The organism is Lysinibacillus sphaericus OT4b.31 (genome assembly GCF_000392615.1).
Lineage (GTDB): Bacteria > Bacillota > Bacilli > Bacillales_A > Planococcaceae > Lysinibacillus > Lysinibacillus sphaericus_B.
The window spans coordinates 67748-84865 of record NZ_KB933407.1; the positions used below are offsets into that span (position 1 = coordinate 67748).

23 protein-coding genes are annotated in these 17118 nt (G+C 37.6%); 17 read left to right on the forward strand and 6 right to left on the reverse strand.

Annotated elements, in window-relative coordinates; translation table 11 throughout:
• Positions 1-462 precede the first annotated feature (462 nt).
• Entirely contained in the window at positions 463-681 is a 219-nt protein-coding gene (locus H131_RS20830; protein ID WP_010861109.1) for a hypothetical protein, read from the reverse strand.
• A gap of 538 nt (positions 682-1219) precedes the next feature.
• Here H131_RS20830 and H131_RS24755 point away from each other — a divergent pair.
• Positions 1220-1357, forward strand: coding sequence for a hypothetical protein (locus H131_RS24755; protein ID WP_155242517.1), 138 nt, complete (start codon positions 1220-1222; stop codon positions 1355-1357).
• Between the two features lie 59 nt (positions 1358-1416).
• Here H131_RS24755 and H131_RS24760 read toward each other — a convergent pair whose 3' ends face one another.
• Positions 1417-1581, reverse strand: coding sequence for a hypothetical protein (locus H131_RS24760; RefSeq protein ID WP_155242518.1), 165 nt, complete (start codon positions 1579-1581; stop codon positions 1417-1419).
• 863 nt (positions 1582-2444) lie between these two features.
• On the opposite strand from H131_RS24760, the gene H131_RS20835 reads away from it, so the two are divergent.
• The 13 genes from H131_RS20835 to H131_RS20885 all read left to right on the forward strand — a co-directional run bounded on the left by H131_RS20835 (position 2445) and on the right by H131_RS20885 (position 12053).
• On the forward strand, positions 2445-3863 hold the full coding sequence (locus H131_RS20835) for a serine hydrolase domain-containing protein (RefSeq protein WP_010861110.1): 1419 nt from the start codon (positions 2445-2447) through the stop codon (positions 3861-3863).
• A gap of 174 nt (positions 3864-4037) precedes the next feature.
• Positions 4038-4475, forward strand: a complete 438-nt coding sequence (locus H131_RS20840; RefSeq protein WP_010861111.1) for a hypothetical protein — start codon at positions 4038-4040, stop codon at positions 4473-4475.
• Positions 4476-5031: 556 nt separating this feature from the next.
• Positions 5032-5925 carry a M23 family metallopeptidase gene (locus tag H131_RS20845; RefSeq protein WP_010861112.1) on the forward strand — a complete coding sequence of 298 codons (894 nt, stop codon included), beginning with the start codon at positions 5032-5034 and terminating at the stop codon, positions 5923-5925.
• A gap of 1292 nt (positions 5926-7217) precedes the next feature.
• The gene (locus tag H131_RS20855; protein ID WP_010861114.1) at positions 7218-7946 is read left to right on the forward strand and encodes an AAA family ATPase; all 729 of its coding nucleotides are present in this window, start codon (positions 7218-7220) and stop codon (positions 7944-7946) included.
• Positions 7943-9166: a GNAT family N-acetyltransferase gene (locus tag H131_RS20860; protein WP_010861115.1), complete on the forward strand. Its 1224-nt coding sequence runs from the start codon at positions 7943-7945 to the stop codon at positions 9164-9166. Before H131_RS20855 ends, H131_RS20860 begins: the two co-directional genes overlap by 4 nt.
• A 128-nt stretch (positions 9167-9294) precedes the next feature.
• Positions 9295-9609 carry a TIGR04104 family putative zinc finger protein gene (locus tag H131_RS20865; protein ID WP_010861116.1) on the forward strand — a complete coding sequence of 105 codons (315 nt, stop codon included), beginning with the start codon at positions 9295-9297 and terminating at the stop codon, positions 9607-9609.
• A 448-nt stretch (positions 9610-10057) separates the two neighbouring features.
• Complete coding sequence (locus H131_RS23250) at positions 10058-10288, forward strand: hypothetical protein (protein WP_010861117.1); 231 nt, start codon at positions 10058-10060, stop codon at positions 10286-10288.
• Between the two features lie 11 nt (positions 10289-10299).
• A complete protein-coding gene (locus H131_RS23255; protein ID WP_010861118.1) occupies positions 10300-10524 on the forward strand; it encodes a hypothetical protein in 225 nt (74 codons plus the stop codon).
• Positions 10525-10586: 62 nt separating this feature from the next.
• On the forward strand, positions 10587-10709 hold the full coding sequence (locus H131_RS25905) for a hypothetical protein (RefSeq protein WP_268891053.1): 123 nt from the start codon (positions 10587-10589) through the stop codon (positions 10707-10709).
• A 146-nt stretch (positions 10710-10855) separates the two neighbouring features.
• Positions 10856-11065: a hypothetical protein gene (locus H131_RS20875; RefSeq protein WP_010861119.1), complete on the forward strand. Its 210-nt coding sequence runs from the start codon at positions 10856-10858 to the stop codon at positions 11063-11065.
• On the forward strand, positions 11066-11251 hold the full coding sequence (locus H131_RS20880) for a helix-hairpin-helix domain-containing protein (RefSeq protein WP_010861120.1): 186 nt from the start codon (positions 11066-11068) through the stop codon (positions 11249-11251).
• Positions 11244-11411 (forward strand): hypothetical protein, encoded by a 168-nt coding sequence (locus H131_RS25085; protein WP_010861121.1) that lies wholly within the window; start codon positions 11244-11246, stop codon positions 11409-11411. Before H131_RS20880 ends, H131_RS25085 begins: the two co-directional genes overlap by 8 nt.
• A 9-nt stretch (positions 11412-11420) precedes the next feature.
• A complete protein-coding gene (locus H131_RS20885) occupies positions 11421-12053 on the forward strand; it encodes a hypothetical protein (protein ID WP_010861122.1) in 633 nt (210 codons plus the stop codon).
• A 20-nt stretch (positions 12054-12073) separates the two neighbouring features.
• Here H131_RS20885 and H131_RS20890 read toward each other — a convergent pair whose 3' ends face one another.
• On the reverse strand, positions 12074-12577 hold the full coding sequence (locus H131_RS20890) for a hypothetical protein (protein ID WP_010861123.1): 504 nt from the start codon (positions 12575-12577) through the stop codon (positions 12074-12076).
• A 93-nt stretch (positions 12578-12670) separates the two neighbouring features.
• Between H131_RS20890 and H131_RS20895 the strand changes: the two genes are divergently transcribed.
• The gene (locus H131_RS20895) at positions 12671-13411 is read left to right on the forward strand and encodes a sulfite exporter TauE/SafE family protein (protein ID WP_010861124.1); all 741 of its coding nucleotides are present in this window, start codon (positions 12671-12673) and stop codon (positions 13409-13411) included.
• Between the two features lie 11 nt (positions 13412-13422).
• A complete protein-coding gene (locus tag H131_RS20900; protein WP_010861125.1) occupies positions 13423-14358 on the forward strand; it encodes a PD-(D/E)XK nuclease family protein in 936 nt (311 codons plus the stop codon).
• A gap of 209 nt (positions 14359-14567) precedes the next feature.
• Here the strand turns inward: H131_RS20900 and H131_RS20905 are convergent, their stop codons facing one another.
• Positions 14568-14756: a hypothetical protein gene (locus H131_RS20905; RefSeq protein WP_010861126.1), complete on the reverse strand. Its 189-nt coding sequence runs from the start codon at positions 14754-14756 to the stop codon at positions 14568-14570.
• Positions 14757-15263: 507 nt separating this feature from the next.
• Here H131_RS20905 and H131_RS20915 point away from each other — a divergent pair.
• A complete protein-coding gene (locus H131_RS20915) occupies positions 15264-15506 on the forward strand; it encodes a hypothetical protein (protein WP_010861128.1) in 243 nt (80 codons plus the stop codon).
• Between the two features lie 484 nt (positions 15507-15990).
• Here the strand turns inward: H131_RS20915 and H131_RS20920 are convergent, their stop codons facing one another.
• Complete coding sequence (locus tag H131_RS20920; RefSeq protein ID WP_010861129.1) at positions 15991-16536, reverse strand: hypothetical protein; 546 nt, start codon at positions 16534-16536, stop codon at positions 15991-15993.
• Between the two features lie 453 nt (positions 16537-16989).
• A partial coding sequence (locus tag H131_RS24765; protein ID WP_010861130.1) for a transposase occupies positions 16990-17118 on the reverse strand: 129 nt, incomplete at its 5' end.

Sequence of the window (17118 nt, forward strand, 5' to 3'; positions counted from 1 at the left end):
ATGTAAGAATATCCGTTTGATACATGCTTATTCAAAAAAGAGGGGGATTCTGAATTAAGCATTTGGAGAAAAGAAATAATCTATTGATAATGATAATTGTTATCAATTAAAAAGTCAACACCTTTACATGAAGAAATTATCATTAACTGAGAATAGTTTGCAACTCGTTGCTAAATGCCAATGGTTCGATGACTGCCCAAGATTTTTTGAAACATAGATTTCAAAGCTGGAAGTCTTCAACTTTTAATAAAATCGATTATTCGTTCATGTAGTACCCCATATTGAATTTCTGTAAACTAGTTCGCCATAGCCTACAACAAGCAATGCCTGATGAGGGCGAACCAAGAAGGGTAGAGGCATTGAAATGCATGAAAAACGCTACCATTTCATCTAATGAGGAAATGATAGCAATGTCATATTTATAGGCAGGCAGATAGCGTTTAACAGGAAATGGGGAAGGTGCTATCTCTTTTTCTTGCCAAGATCTTTTGTTAAAGGTTGCTTTTTCGTTATTTTTTCAAAAATTACGTTTACATGATATTTGTGGTCATCCACTTGAATAATCTCGACCACTTTCGCTTTGCGGCCTTTAATGTGGATATTGTCGTCAATAGCCGGAATGCGCACTAATAACTGATTTAGAAGGGAGGTCTTATTTTCATAAAAATGTACAACATTCATGTTCTACGGTCTCCTTATTGCGTATTTTAGTCAATTTATGAGGAGTGCCCTGGATATAGAACAGCTTAAATAAATTCTTTTAAAAACAATGTGCGTCCGTATAATTTCAGGAGTAAGAGGCTATCTAAAAAGTCATTCAAACAAAAACGTCCGCCCTCCTTTATGATAAAAATCCGCTTCGCTTTCCGCTGGCAAGGCATAAGCCGCATCGCTCGCTGGAGTCTACGTGGATTTTTACCTTTGCATCAAAAAAATAGCAGAATTGGATGCCTCAAAGCATGTTGTTTTTACTTTTTTGACAGCCCTGTAAAGTGTTCTGTTAGTCTTGCTTTAACATTGCTACACATCCATAGCCGTCAGTACATCGTTTTTCTGACCCATGATTAAAAGTCTAGTTAAATTAATTGTAAAAATATGCTAAGTACTATATACCTATACGCAGTAACTGTCTTAAAATTGAAACGGCACTACATCCATTATTTGGAGGGAGATACATAGATGGAACATCTGATTTCACAAATTCATGCGTTTGCGACTGATGAAAGGAAAGAAATATGCACGAAAAACACAAGCACTACATCAAGAATTTTTGCTTAAATTTCCGCTAGAGCGTTTACAGAAGATGGAGCTTGAACAGTATGCCCTTGGGTTGCAGCCACAAGGTTCGCTGTTATAAAAACTTGTCCTTACAATGTATGAAAGGGAGACCAGTCGTCTCCCCCTCAATTCAAACATTTAAAAGTAGTTCTTCCAAGAGTCACGACCGCCGCCAAGTCTTGTACCAATACTTCTACCACCGTCATTCTCCCAACGATCAATATCCCATCCTTCATCGTTCCAGCCGTCAGGTAGTTCTCCTTCACTAGGAAGGCTACCCGTTCTTGCTACTGAGATTCTCATAATATCATCATTGACATTTTAAGCATCATCCTTTTTAAAATATTTCATATCTATATTATGAAATGTTGTATGTTTTAGTTCATAGCCAAAAAAAGAAGTTGTTTTAACTGATGAACATAACATGAGCAGTTACTGATTGTTTGCGTACATTCCACAAGCAATGGACTGTTGACACAAATTTTAGGTTTGGATTTGTTTTAGATGTTCATGCTAAGGCATTATTAAATGGCTACATGGACCCCTCATATAAGAAATGCTTTTTACTGTTTTTTTAGGAGTACGTATTAAACAACTCCGCTTGTCGAGTTGGTAACGCTTTACAGGTTTTTCTTATACATTTAAGAAATAAGTAAGAATCAAGTAATAAATTAGAGAGTTTTCCTTTTTATAATAAAATTAGATACATCGTAAGGGGAGGTTATAAATGATATCTATTAAAAATAACTTAATATAAAGGTATGAAAGATAAGAGGTTATTTCTGCCTTCCGTATGTATGTTAACAAGGGAAGATATATGTTTTTTTTGGTCCCAATGAGCGGGTAAAACGATTGTTTTAAATAAGAAAAGGAGAGGAAAAGTAATTATTTAATCTTAAAAATCGGAATAGTTCATTAATAGTGGGTAGATATGCTGATATTTTATCAGTGTACAGAATCAACATGAAAAAGGTGCAAGATAGATTGTTGAAATCGCTATACAGGAAAATGTGAGAGGACTTCCTTCGAATCTTTTAGTGTTAAGGCAAATAATTTACTTCAAGGATTACTCGTAATAGCGCTGATGCTCATAGCAATTCAGGCATCTAAAACAATGAATGGTTAAACATTAAAAAAGAAAAATCAGAAATGGAGAGATGGACAATATGAAACAAGCAACAATGATGGAAGAATTTAAACAATATGCTGGTGAAATTACGAAGAAATATCAAATTCCAGGCTTTGCAATGGGCTTAGCAAAAGACGGTCAATTATTTTATGAAAAGGGCTTGGGCTATCGCAATGTAGAGAAGGAGCTACCATTATCCTCTGATACGGTATTTGGAATCGGTTCAATAACGAAGTCATTTACATGTGTGGCCATTTTACAGCTACAAGAGGCTGGGAAATTGTCTGTTCACGATGCTGTTATAAATTATTTACCAGAATTTAAAACGAATAATGAAGATTATACGAAACAAATGACCATTCATCACTTTATGACGCATACTGCAGGATTACCTCCTTTACAAACATTAATGGGGGCATTACGTAACAGTATAGAGTTGGATCCGAAATTTGAAGAAGATAAAAAGAAAGAAAATGAACCTTCTAAGCGCCCATCTATTGATACCTATGAGGAACTGATGGAAGACATTGCGAACGCGGAGTTTCAGCTACTTGGTGCACCAGGTACAGAGTTTAGCTATTCAAATGACTGTTACGCCCTTTTAGGTACTATTATTGAAAGAGTAAGTGGAATCAAATACGAACAATATATGAAAGACTATATTTTAGATCCGGCAGGCATGTATCAAAGTGTATTTCATTTAGAAGAATTAAATGGACACGAGGATATTGCAACCCTTTATGATTCACGGGGAAAAGCGGAAAAAACAATCGTGTTTGAATCGAATAATCCTTGGGACGCGCCCGCTATGCGTGCAGCTGGATTCTTGAAATCTACTATAAACGATATGCTTAAATACGCAGAAATCTTCAGAAATAATGGCAAAGTAGGCTCAGCACAAATCTTGACACCAAAGAGCGTTGAATTAATGACAACTCCTTATATACAATGTGACCCTGAGAAATATTACGGATACGGCTTAATCATCATACCAGACTTTTTTGGCTATCAACTGATAGAACATGGAGGATCCATTAAAGGTGTGGCAGCCCAATTGAACATGATTCCAGAATTGGGTTTAACAGGTATATCACTAGCTAACTTAGCAGGAGTACCATCTACTCAACTATTATATAGTGCATTTGCACAACAACTGGGTAAATCTGTGCACGATACTCATTTTAGTTTAAAAGAAATGGATATATCACTTGTTAAATTAAAGGAATATGAAGGTGAATTTGTTTCTGGTGAAGGTTCGCAAGTGAAACTTCATGTTGAAGCGGGGAAACTGCATATGAATTTTGACGGAATTCAGACAATAATTAAAGCAATTGCGGAAGACACATTTTTAGTACAAGTTATGGACTCGAATTTGATGCTGCGTTTTAAAAGAGATGAGGATGGCACAATCGTAAGGATTAAATTCGGATATAGACAAATCCCAAAGGTCAAGTAAGGGGCGTAGTTTGGTTTTAAACATTTAAAAAACCTTTCTTCATTTATCGAACGGGGTGCAATAGCGTAACGAAAAGACTGTCATGGGCAGTCTTTTTTTATGTAGCAAAAGGGGGAGGTTAGGTGATAGAATAATGGGTTTTGATGGTAATATAAATGTTAGGGGGAGATACTGATGACTAGAATCGTCTCGTTTATTCTATTATTTTTATCTGCGTACACATTATCTGTTCAAGCGGTAGATTGGGCTTATCCTTTTGTGGTTTGGAATGGCAATGTTTATGAAGTGAAAGAAGAAAAGGTAGTAGAGAGTCAAATTGGCAAGAATATTGGCGCAGTAAAAACAAGACCCAATGATATGACTGGAGATTACTACGGAGATGCTTCAAATGCGTATTCTAAAGGAACGAAGTATTTTGCAATAAATGATATATCTACTGATACTGCAATTGCGGTCGAAGTGGGAGACAAGCAGTGGCAAAAAGCTGTATACGTTCACGAGGCACCTTTTCATTGGATGGATATATTCACAAAAATTCTACCTATTGCTATTCTAATATCAATTGTCCTTATCATGGTATTACGCTTTAAAAAAAGAAAAAAAACTACATGAATTCATTTCATAAATAGTTTTTCTATAAAGAAACACGAACATTTTTGGTAGGAGGCGTAAGGCGGCTACTCCAGCGGGAAAAGTAAGCGAACCGTGACCCTGGACTGAGCGTAACGAAGGAAGCGGATCGGTGCTTGCCTGCGGAAAGCGTCCGCCTGTAGCGGAATATACCTATATGATAGGAACAATTCCTTTATTTTTCTTAATTAATATTCGCCTTGATTGATATGAAAGTGAATGATGAAATTGATTCAAATATATACTTAATAACAGGGTGCGTTGATCTAAAAGGATTAGCGCTTTTTTATTGAACTTCTAGTACTAGGAAGCACAGTAGATAAATTATAGTGTCTCATTATCATCAAACGGTTTTTTTCATGCGATAAGCATTTTTAATTTTATGGAACTTTACTCCATTTCATTCGTATTACAGTAAAACGCAGAGGAGAAAAGTAGTATTTATGTAGTAAACGATATTTTAAGCTTCTAACAAGAACGATGCTTCACGACACGATCAAAATAGTTTTAGAGTAAAACATATCAAGGGGGGAAGAATATGACACTTGTGATTATCCAATTAGTTGTTATCCAAGTAGTTTTACCTGCCGCATTCATTATTTCTTTATGGAAAGGGTCTTTCCATAGTAAGATTCAATGGATAGTACAGGCGATGTTTACTGTCTTCTATACATCCTGGATATTTTTTTCAGGGCCATGGAATTGGTTTAGTTATTACTGGCGATTCATATGGCTGATGTTATTGTTACTAGCGGTCTATAAATCTTGGAAAAAAGTAAAATCCTTTCCGATGCATACTAAATTCAACCGTAGTCAGAAATGGTCGCTTGCTATCAATGGGGGGCTATTACTTATTTTTGGATTTTATAATGTTTTATTATTCAGCGGATATACAACTCAACATCAGGCGATAGAACTCGACTTTCCGTTGAAAAACGGGACATATTACGTTGGTCAGGGTGGGAATCATGTGCAAATTAATTATCATAATGCTTATCCTGCACAACAGTACGCGCTGGATATTACTAAACTAAATAAAGTAGGAGTGCGGGCAGCTGGTATTTACCCGAAAGAACTTGATAAATACGTCATATACGGAGATGAATTGACGAGTCCTTGTACCGGTGAGGTGCTAGAAGTTCGTAATCATCTGCCTGATTTAACACCGCCCAACGCAGATTCTGAAAATGCAGAAGGAAATTATGTCAAACTTAACTGTGAGGATGTAAATGTCTATATTGCACATTTGCAAAAAGACAGTGTTGTTGTTGAAGAAGGAGATGTTTTACAAAAAGGACAACAAATTGGATTAGTCGGGAATTCAGGTAATACCTCAGAACCGCACTTGCACATTCATGCGGAAAAAGACGGAGTAGGTGTGCCAATGCGCTTCAATGGAAGATTTCTCGTAAGAAACAGCTTGATTTGGTAAGTAGAAGTTACTATAAGTTGTTGCTGCTACAGAACAACCAGCTACAGGCAATTAAAATGGAGTGAAGAGGGTAATCGATTTGGAAACGTTTATCGCACTAGGCTTTTTTCTAAATCCTATATTTGCAATTGTTTTTTGCGTTAATTTAGTTAGTATCATTCGGAAATTATCTAAAGATAGTGGTGCAAAAATGAATAGAAATGCAGTGTGGTTAACTATCTCATTCACTTATATTGTAACAATTCTGACTTGGATATGGAGTATATCCTATTAATTGATTGGGCCTGGAATAGTCAAAGTGAAATAGCGCTTATTCTACGCCTCTGTAGAGTCAGCTCTGTTTTTACCGAAGACTATAATTATGTCCAAAATTAAATTAAGGGACACTACTAACTGAGAAGAACAAAGTATTTTAGGTGAAGGATCATTTGTGGCTATTAGTTTTTATAGGCTGTCTATTTTTCTTGTTTTGCACGTAAAGTTAAACAGCACAATCAGTGGCGAGGAACTTTGTGCTTGTCGTCAATTGACATGTTGTATCTGTTCTAACGTTTATGGGCTTTTATTTCGAGTAAAATACGCAGAGTCAACGATTGCAAGTTCGCATGAGCTGGAATTGGCCCGTTTTTTTTGTGAATGCTCGTAGTTATTGCCGAGAAATCGATTGTAGGGGCACAGCGAATTATATGGCAATTGGTGCATTATTTGCATGAATAATTTTAATTAGGGTATTTTTAGCGAGAACTTTACAGTACAAATGACTGTGATATTTACCATTAAACTCGTGGTAGTTGTGAGTGGTCATGCGGAATGGGTACAGTACTTTACATGAGTGTTCAAGGAAAAAAAGTGAAGACTACAGACGTCACCTATAATTTTAATGCATCGTTATTATAGCATAATTTTATTATTTGTTTTTAGAAATACACATGTTATTGTTTGATTATTTCTCGGGAAATATCAGCTGGATAATGGCTGTAATGACGGTGGTTCTCGCGCTTTAATTGGCGTTATGACGATTAGGCATTCAGTACGTCTCAATAGTTATAGTAATGATGAATTTATGCAATATCCTAATATTCTAACTTCTTGGAGTGATTGACATAAATGCTTACTTGGTTGCCTATTTCGCTTGTTGGCATAACCCTTTAAGAATCAGTGAGGATGGGGAAAACAATCCCCACTGATTGAAGTTTCACTTTACTTTCAGTGTCATTCGTTTCATTTTGGAAAAAAGGCGGTATCAGAGAACGTGTGAGCGTTATAATAGAAGCACAGGGAGGGAAAACTGAATGTATTTAAAATCATGTAAGGTGTTGCAGGACGACATTGATGATAAACACGTTTATCCGTTTAATATACCGAGTTTGCAGGAACTAAAAGAGCTAGAGTTTCCAACAAATGTGACGTTCTTTGTTGGGGAAAATGGCTCTGGTAAATCCACCTTATTGGAGGCCATTGCAGATCGCTGCGATTTTAATACAGCAGGTGGTGGACGACAGAATATGTATGATGTACATAAGGCAGAATCGGCCCTTGGGGAACACATTCGTTTATCTTGGTGGCCAAAAGTTTCAAACGGCTTTTTTCTAAGAGCGGAGACGTTTTATCAATTTGCTAGCCATATTGACTTGTTAGAACACCCAAATAAGTATGCTGCTTACGGCGGCAAGTCTTTACACCATCAGTCACATGGTGAGTCGTTTTTATCGTTGTTTATGAACCGTTTCAGAGATAAGTCGATTTATTTACTGGATGAGCCGGAAGCGGCATTGTCACCGACACGGCAGCTGAGCCTACTTAAAATTATGAAGGATCTAGAACATGAGGCACAGTTTATTATCGCCACACATTCACCGATCTTATTAGGCTATCCGAATGCGACAATTTATAGTTTTGATGAAGGAGAAATTGAATCGATTCGCTACGAAGACACCATACACTATGTTGTCACGAAACGATTTTTAAATGCACCAGAAACTATTTTTGCTGAGTTATTTGATGAGGAGAGGGAATCATGAATCAACGTAAAGGCTTAGTCATGAGAGAAATTCGTCTAGATGAAATGGCACAGTCGATTGATTTGCTAAATTATGTGTTTCAAATGTCAATGTCTATCAATAAGGATCGTCGGTTTGTGAATGCGAAAAGCAAGCAGTTTGACGTAGGGCATGCAATTGGTTGGTTTGATGGCACACAGCTAGTGTCCCAAATATTAAATCTACCATTTCAAGTTAATGTTCATGGCAAGCTATATGAAATGGGCGGCATTACAGCAGTTGGGACGTATCCAGAGTATTCGGGGCATGGCTTAATGGAAAGTCTCATTATGGAATGCCTACAGCGAATGCGTGATGAAGAACGATATATATCCTATTTATTTCCATATTCTATTCCGTATTATCGGAAAAAGGGTTGGGAAATTATGAGTGATATCGTGGAATTTCAAGTCAAGGATACACAGCTTCCACATTATCCAGGGTTAAACGGTAAAATCCGTCGTGTCGATCCAAAACATGAGGATGTCGTAACGATTTATGCCCGCTATGCGAAAAAAACACATGGTGTGATGGTACGTAATAGTATTGCATGGAATGAAAAATTCCAAGAGGATTTTTGGGAGGAAAAGTTCATTGATAGTGATGTGAAACTGCAGGCTGCTGTCTATTACGATGAAGAAGATGATCCACAAGGGTATCTGTTTTACCGCATCATGGAAGAAAATTATTATATAGATGAAATTGTTTATTTACAGGAAGAGGCACGAAAAGGGTTATGGAATTTTGTGTCTGCCCACAGCTCCATGGTTTACAATGTTTACGGCAAAACGACGGGGAACGAAGCAGTCGCATTTTTACTAGAGGATAGCGAAATTATTCAAAAAGTATCGCCGTATTTTATGGCGCGTATTGTAGATGTGAAGGAATTTTTACTGCGTTACCCATTTATAGGTAACAACTTTCAGCTTCGCTTAGCAGTTAGTGATCGTATTGTAGCTTGGAACAATGGCACGTTTATTGTAACGGTACAGGATGGTGAAGTATCGGTCGAAAAGTTGAGTGAGCTATTGTCCGAAAACGCGATTCAACTCACGGTGCAAACGCTAGCGACGATGCTATTAGGTTATAAGCGACCATATTATTTGGAGAAAATCGAACGTTTACACGGCAATGCGGTCGACATTGCCTTACTCGAGGCGGTGCTACCTGTAGGGATTCCAACGTTTATCGATTATTTTTAATGCGTTTCACATGAAAGAAGGAATTTGCACAAGAAAGCTCCTGTGTAGATTCCTTTTTAGTTGCCACAAAATAGGTGCGTCACTTGCCCTTCATTATGGCATAATTAGTGAATGGGGGGATTGATTGTATGCCAAAATGTATTGAATGTAAGAAAAAATGGACATGGAAGCAGTCGATGCGGTCGATTGTGACATTTTCGCGCTTTATCGGATGCCCACACTGTGGGAAAAAGCAAATGCTAACATCCATGACGGGTATTTCCATTTTACTGTTGGTGTTTGTGCCGTATATCACAATGCCATATGTGATTGATGATAAAGTGAAAGGTTCTGCAGTAGCAATAGGGGTAGCTATTTACTTATTTACTTTACTCATGATGATGCCGCTTTTAATGGATTTACGAGAAGTACCAAAGCATTTGCAAAAATACGCACAAAAATGATACATATAAATGCTTTCACTAAAAGGCTCCCCATATACATAACTTTCTTTCAGCTGTAGTATTTGGTTGGCAATCTGCCGCCAAGCTTTCAGGGGAAAATAGTGTTGATCGACAGAGCCAGCTCGAAAGTCAACTTTCCTATCGGTGCGCTCATTTTTTCTTTTTTGATAAGGAATGGTCTCTTCCTCTATAAAGATTTGCTCAATTGTATTGACAAAATAGCCCTTCCGTCCTTCTCCGCGAATATAGCCCTCCGCAACTAGCTGCTCATAAGCAGTCAAAGTTGTATTTCGACTGACATGCAGAGTATCAGCTGTCTTCGGATAGAGGGAAGAGAATCATTGGTTTTCAAGTTACCGTGCTCAATTAACGTCTTGATTTGCTGATAAATTTGTTTATATTTTGCTTCTTCATCTGTAAAAGGGAAAATAAAGTCATTCAGGAAGTGATGGATAGAATAGCGGGAGAGGCGGATAGAATCGCGGGAGTGACGGATAGACTCGCGGGAGAGGCTGATAGAACTGGCGTAGTGACGGATAGAATAGCGGGAATGACGGATAAACTCGGGGAAGTGGCGGATAGAATCGCGGAAATAGTGGTAATATTTGCAGCCATACCATTTGTCTGGTATTTTCTCAGCAAGGAAGGAATGTACGTTTTTAACGTGGATAGGCTTTAAAAAACCCACTATTGAAAAAAAAGCGGAATTATATTGGGCTATTATTACTTATCATTGTCTTATTAGTTGTACCGATTAATAGCATCATCTCCTATTTTGTGGATAGCTCACTATTAGCTTCACATCGTTTTACGAATCTTGGTTTTTCTGTGATGATGCCGGCGCTTATTTATGCCATTTTTCAAACAGGTTTATCTGAGGAGCTATTTTTTAGAGGCTTTTTAACGAAAAGATAAATCAGTAAATTTGGTTTTTATAAAGGAAATGTCTTGCAAAGCTTAGCGTTCATGGATGGCTATTGTTTTCTTCGAATCATATAGTAGCTGTTCTATTAATCTTCATTGCAACGGCACTTGCAGGTTATTTAATGGGCTGGATCAATGAAAAAAATCAAATGGGTCCATTATTTCAAGTTGGATGATACATAGCATCGCGAATATTATGGCTTCTTTCGTGGCCATGTTTCCTGTCTTTTAATCGTATAAATCTTCACTGGGTTGTAATAGCAATAGCACGATTTGCTTTTCAGTGTGTTCCCTTGCATAATAATGTGAGAGGTGTTTACTGGTGAATGTCATAGAGAAAACGATAAAAGGATGCTTGATTGTTGGTTTTGTCATGCTAGCCGGACGTCTAGTAACAGCAATCTGCACGTACTATGGACTTGATTTTCCGACATTTTTTACAGACTATCATGTCGTATCCCTCGTCATACTAGCAATAGGGATTATCGGTAGTGAGATAATAAATGTTCGAAAAAGGAAAGGACGAACGTAAATGACGCAATGGCCAAAGGGTGTAGCAAAGCCAGCAATACGGGCCTTAAATGCGGCGGGTTATACAGAATTGAAGCAACTTAAACAGGTAGATTTAACTACATTAAAGGATTTACATGGCATGGGACCAAAAGCATTAGCTGCCATTGCAACGTCACTGAAAGAAAGTAGGAAGTCTAGTGAATAAGCTGACATTGTTTTTACTCGCAATGGTGGTCTATTATATCATTGTTGTTTTTGTGATTAGTAAGTTATTTGTCATTCCTCTTATGAAATTTATGGCACTCATTTTTTTTCTTGGGGCAGGCTTTATTTTCACACGGAAAATGCGGAAGAAACTACAGTAGGAGGTTTTTATGAGAATCGTTAAACTAACTTTATTTTATATCGGCATTATTGCTCTGGCGATGGCGTTATCCCTGGCAGGTGTGCGCATGTCAGTGGCACTCGGTTTTTTTGCAGTAATTGTAACCGCAATGATATACAGACATATACATATTTTATATCGAACGAATAATATGCAACAGGTAGATAAATTTGTGAGAGACCGTCAAAAGCAGCCATTTTTTGCTCATATTTATGCATTAGCTTATGGGACGAGAGCAGATCAAATTAGGGTACTGGCAGATGTAGCGGGTAAATATAAACAACCAACGATTAAATATAATTATTTATTTAATAAAGCACTGCTAGAGGAAAATTTGGAAGCAGCTAAGGAAGCGGCTAAGCATATTGATAAGGACCCGATTAAAAGTTATGCGGCCTGTTATATTGCTGCACTTGAGGGGCGGACTTCAGATATGCATAGTGATAAGTTAACACAGCCGTGGATGCAGCCAGCGATTGAAGCAGCCTATGCACATAAGCTAAAGGATAAACAAGAATTTGAACGATTTGCAGGATACTGTACAGACGCCGCACGTGGTGTACAAAAATATGCCTTAATACATACCTTTGAGCAAATGAAAACGGCCATAGTAAAAAGCTAGTGCACATAATGACAGTGCCACTAGCTTTTTGCTTTTTTATCGAGTAAAAGTCCACGAATAATGCCAGAAATAAAAATAATAAATAACAGGGCAAGGAAAACATAGGCTTGCCATTGGTGCAACAGACGACTTCGCCCAAAAGCGACCATTAAGTCATTCAAGAGTGAATACGTAAAATATAGCAGAATACTATTTTTAATCAGGCAGAAAGTGAGGATACCATTTTGTCTCTGGGCATGTGAAAGGACGGGCTTATTTTTCCGTTTCACAGGATAAGCAGCTTTTACTTCTAAATAGTGCAATAGTAAAAACAGCATCAAAGCCACAAATGGTAAGTAAAAGATAGCAATTTTCGGCCCGAATTGTGCATGGTCACTCGTAAAGCTGTGTAAAATGGGAATGGATGTAGGCAGCTGACGATATTGAATAAGCGTTGCTGTAAGGCCGGCGATAAAAATGGTGGTGACAATGAAGGTCAGCTGGTTACAGAAACGTGGTGTAGGTGTTTTTTGATGTTCGTGCATTAGGTCACCTCGGAAATCTCATCTTTTAAAATAGCATTCTGTTATACTGTAACATAAGATTTACATATTGTGCGTAGCAGGAAGAAGGATTACATGGAATACTTGTTATTTTTATTGATTGGAGTTGCGGGTAACGTGATTGGCACGTTAGTCGGAGGGGGTGGATTAATTACATTACCTACAATGATGTTGATGGGGGTACCGGTTCACTCAGCGATTGGGGCGAATAAGGTGTCCAATATGGTCAGTGCTTTTTCAAGCTTTTATACGATTTATAGAAGAAAGGAATTATCTTGGGCAGAAATGCGTTCCGTGTTATTAGTGTCCTTAGTTGGTGGCACACTTGGCGGGCTATTCGCCTCATATATGAGTAGTCAAACATTGACTCTAATTGCGATTATTCTACTTGGCTTTGCACTTGTCACGTCCTTTATTGGTGGGTCAGACTTTGGTAATAAGGAAAGTTTTACGATGAATCGCATAAATGGACCAATTCTGCTCGCTGTTGGCTTCTATGATGGATTATTTGGCCCTGGTAGTAGTACATTGGCGCTGTATACATATGCACATCAAAAAATAACGTACATGAAAGCGGTGGTTTTATCTCGTGTTGGTGTTTTTGCTATGTGTTCAGGAGCAGCGGTTACCTATATTGCAACGGGTAAAATTGAATGGTCACTGACACTAGTGTTAATGGTCGGGTCGATTATTGGCGCGCAAATTGGCATTGTCCTTGCAAGGAAGGTAAAGGCAAACCACGTAAAAATCTTGCTGCGCGTTGTAACAATTGTGCTTATTCTACAGCTTGTCTATGATTTCTTCACACAGTTATAGGGAGGGGTAATATGTTTGAAATTACATCATATCCAGCTTTTTCGTGGTCATTTTCACGACATAAAACGTTAACGAGCTGTTCCAGAAAATATGGCTATGAATACTATTTTGCACATAATGGCTGGCTAAGCTATAATGTGGAGCCATTCCATCAGCATGTCTACCGCCTAAAAAAACTGCAGTCGATGCCGATTTTATTTGGGCAGATTGTCCATCATTTGATTGAACAGACGATCACTCATTATATTCAAACTGGTGAAGTCACGTCACTTGCTGAACTTGTCAATCGTGCACGTGGTCAGCTAAATGCAGCATTTATCGATTCTACAAGGCATGTGGATTTATGGAGACAAAAGCCCAATAAATTTTATATGATGCAGGAAATCTATTATGCTGGGCGACTTAGTCCTGAGCTAGTCCATGACTATAAGAAACGATTGGAAGCGGTGTTGGAAAACTTTCTACAAAGTGAGACGTTGCAGCGAATCACCGCACGAACGGGCTCTTTACGCATTGGTGAACCCGAACAATTTCGTTCCATGAAGATCGAGGATATACAAGTTTTTGTCGTAATGGACTTTCACTATTATGACGATCTGGAGGATAAGTGGGTCATTATTGACTGGAAAACGGGCGGGGAATCCGAGGACGATCGTCAACAATTAGCGCTCTATGCCTACTATATTCAACAAAAATATGGTGTAGCGCTCGAACAAATTGATGTTTACAATGAATACTTATTGACGGGACAACGAAAAAAATACACCTTTACAACGTTTGATATGGATAATATTTTGCACACTTTTCAACGCAGTGTGTTGGAAATGAAAAAGTACCAAGCTGATATTTTCATCAACGAGCCAGTGGATTTTGAGGACTTTGAAAAAACCCTTGATGACTGGCGGTGTAAGGGCTGTAATTATAAAGAATTATGCACTCAGTTTTAAGTTGAATAAATGAGCAAGTGACCAAAAAGTGACTAATTAATTTAAATCATCAAAATGGTCGCTTGCATCATTTTTATCCTTGCTTGTTAAATGGCTATAGGTGTTGATTGTCATGTATATAGGCGTGACCTAATTGCAAAATTTTTAGTTTTCTAATTTCAATATCAAATTGAAGCGTTTTGTCTACATAGATAGTATGATTTTCAAAATCAAAAGACTCCAAGCAATCCTGCTACTTCTGCTAATCGAAGTCCAACTATGGCAGCCAAATTAATCTGGACCTTGTGTTTAGGGTATACACCTTCTAATACTTTGAAAAGATGTTTTAACTGTTCTTCACTGTAAAATTCTAAGTCCTTCTTTTTAGGGTCCAATCGGGGAGATTTAATGCCATCCATAGGATTCTCCTTAATTAACTTCCATTCAATCGCTTTAGAGAAGACGCTTTTTAAAGCTGTATATTGCCCTTTTGCTACACTAGGACATCTCTCGACATTCCATCAGATGTAGTGTTTTGATGTTAGAAAGTTTACAATCCCCTAAATCCTCTAGAATTCCATGTTTAAGCTTACTTTGTAAGTATCTATTGTATTGATAGATAATTCAGCTTTGACATACAAATCCATCCATCGGTCAATAAAATCTCTAAATTTAATATTCTCAACTTTTTGTAGCTTTTCATTTTCTATATTTGCTACTTCGATTTCGAAATCGGTCATAGTCTTATTTATAGCACGATCTGACATTGATTTCATACGAACGGTTTTAGTATATCTAAGTCGTTCTCCAGTATCTTCATCATAGCCATGTTCAACAGTGACTTTTATTCGTGGTACTCCTATTTTAGTTGGAGGTAAGACTGTGTAACTTCATTTGAAAGCAATTAAATAAGGGGAGTGGTTAATATGGGAGAAAAAAGAATTGAATACACAGGTGAAGGCTGTTCGTTATGGGTGAAAAATAATTCGGATGAAGAGATTTTTCACTTCGTGGTCAGCGAATTTAAACAAGAGGTTAACGGTGGTATCGAAGATGAAGAAAAGTCCGGGTTAGTACTAAGTATCGAGGACATGAGGGAATTTCAAAAGGTACTAAGGGAGTCTTTGGAACATGAAAGACAACAAAAGCCTACCTCGTGTATGCCTTAAAGTAAGAAATGAGAAGGTTAAAGCAGAATAATGAGGTGGTAAATGTGAAGCAAGCGTCATTATGCCATACAAAAACGAATGGGTGCAGGAATACATTGAAGAAGGCTGGCACACCAAGAAAGTGTGGGCTTTATCATGAAAGCAGAAAAGCTTGAAAAGCGAATTGACATATTACAGAAAATCGATGCTTTGCAATCGAAATGTGAATGTACAAGCATTTCCACATCGGTAGATTGTAAGAATTGTATTGGAGCTTAAAAAGCTAGGTGTTCAATTACTTAAATACACAAAACCTCGGAGACGAATTGATGTAAAAAATGAGTTGGAGTTGCTTAGTAGAAAGAAATGGTGCAAGAAAAGGGTGCATAAAACAGTAAAGAAAAGAGGAGTAATTCCTGCACTAAAGGTTAATCACTCCTAACTATGAAAATCTATTCTTTAGAAGTTCTGAAACGAAGAGAAGCTTTACAGGGTATTTTTATCTCTAGACAATAGGACTTAACATTTTAAGGATAATAGAAGCATTTACGTTTATTTGTGTGCCTCCTGCTAAAGTTTGCAGGATTACTGCTGCGGCAGAAGAATGATTCCTTAGTGTAAGAAACCCGCCGGATGGTATAGAAATTATTGCATGACCAGTGTTTTGTTGAGTGCCTGCCCCTGAACCATGGACTGTTCCCGGAACCGGTGCACCATCTAAAAATAGTGTGAATTGGTTAGGTTCAACACCTGATACATTGAAAATAACCTCGTAGATTCCTGGTGTGGTAACAAAAATTTGAGAGGTTCCTGGAACGTGGGTAATTCCAGTTGTAACTATGCCTGTTGTATCAAAAATAATATCTGCCTCTACAGCTACAGTTTCTGCACTAAGATTATATATATGTCCATATTCGCATAAACCGCTACATGTTGTTGGTGGTGTTACTGGAACGCCGCCAGTAATTCCACAGAGATCGACAGCTCTGAATGGTCCTATTTGTCTTCCACATAAACAGGATTGTTTATTACAGTTACTACAGTTATCCATTTTTCCACCTCCATTTGTAGTATTATATTCGTGTGAAAAATGGAGTAAAGGGCAATAGGCTAACAATCAACTAAAATCGTTCATTATTGATTTTTTATTTTAAAGGAAGTTGAGTTGCATGATTAAAATTAATTTATATAAATGTGAAGTGACTGCATAGGATTAATCGAAAGAAAATGTGCTGGAGAGGAAGATGATTGGCTTTGGAATGGTGGGATAGCAAAAAGCAATTACAGTTTGGGGCGATGCAAAAGCAACTATCCCGAAACTAATATATGTAATGCGATTTTAAAACATTACAACTATACATATGTGTGAAAAGCAATTTTGAAGATGAAAAAGGTCCGAAGAAAAGATGCTGGGACATAAATAGTTTCAGTTCACGTAAAAAATCGAGATTGCATCAAGCAATCTCGATTTTTGCGTTTGATTTTGACAATATGTAGTGGAGGATTATCCTCGCACCGCATATTTTCTTAAATTTACGGCCATTAATGCAAGGCCGATTTCGTTCTCAGCTTTCGATTTTCCACGGACAGAAAATCGTGTGAAACCTAAATTAGCTTTCAAGAATCCGAAAAC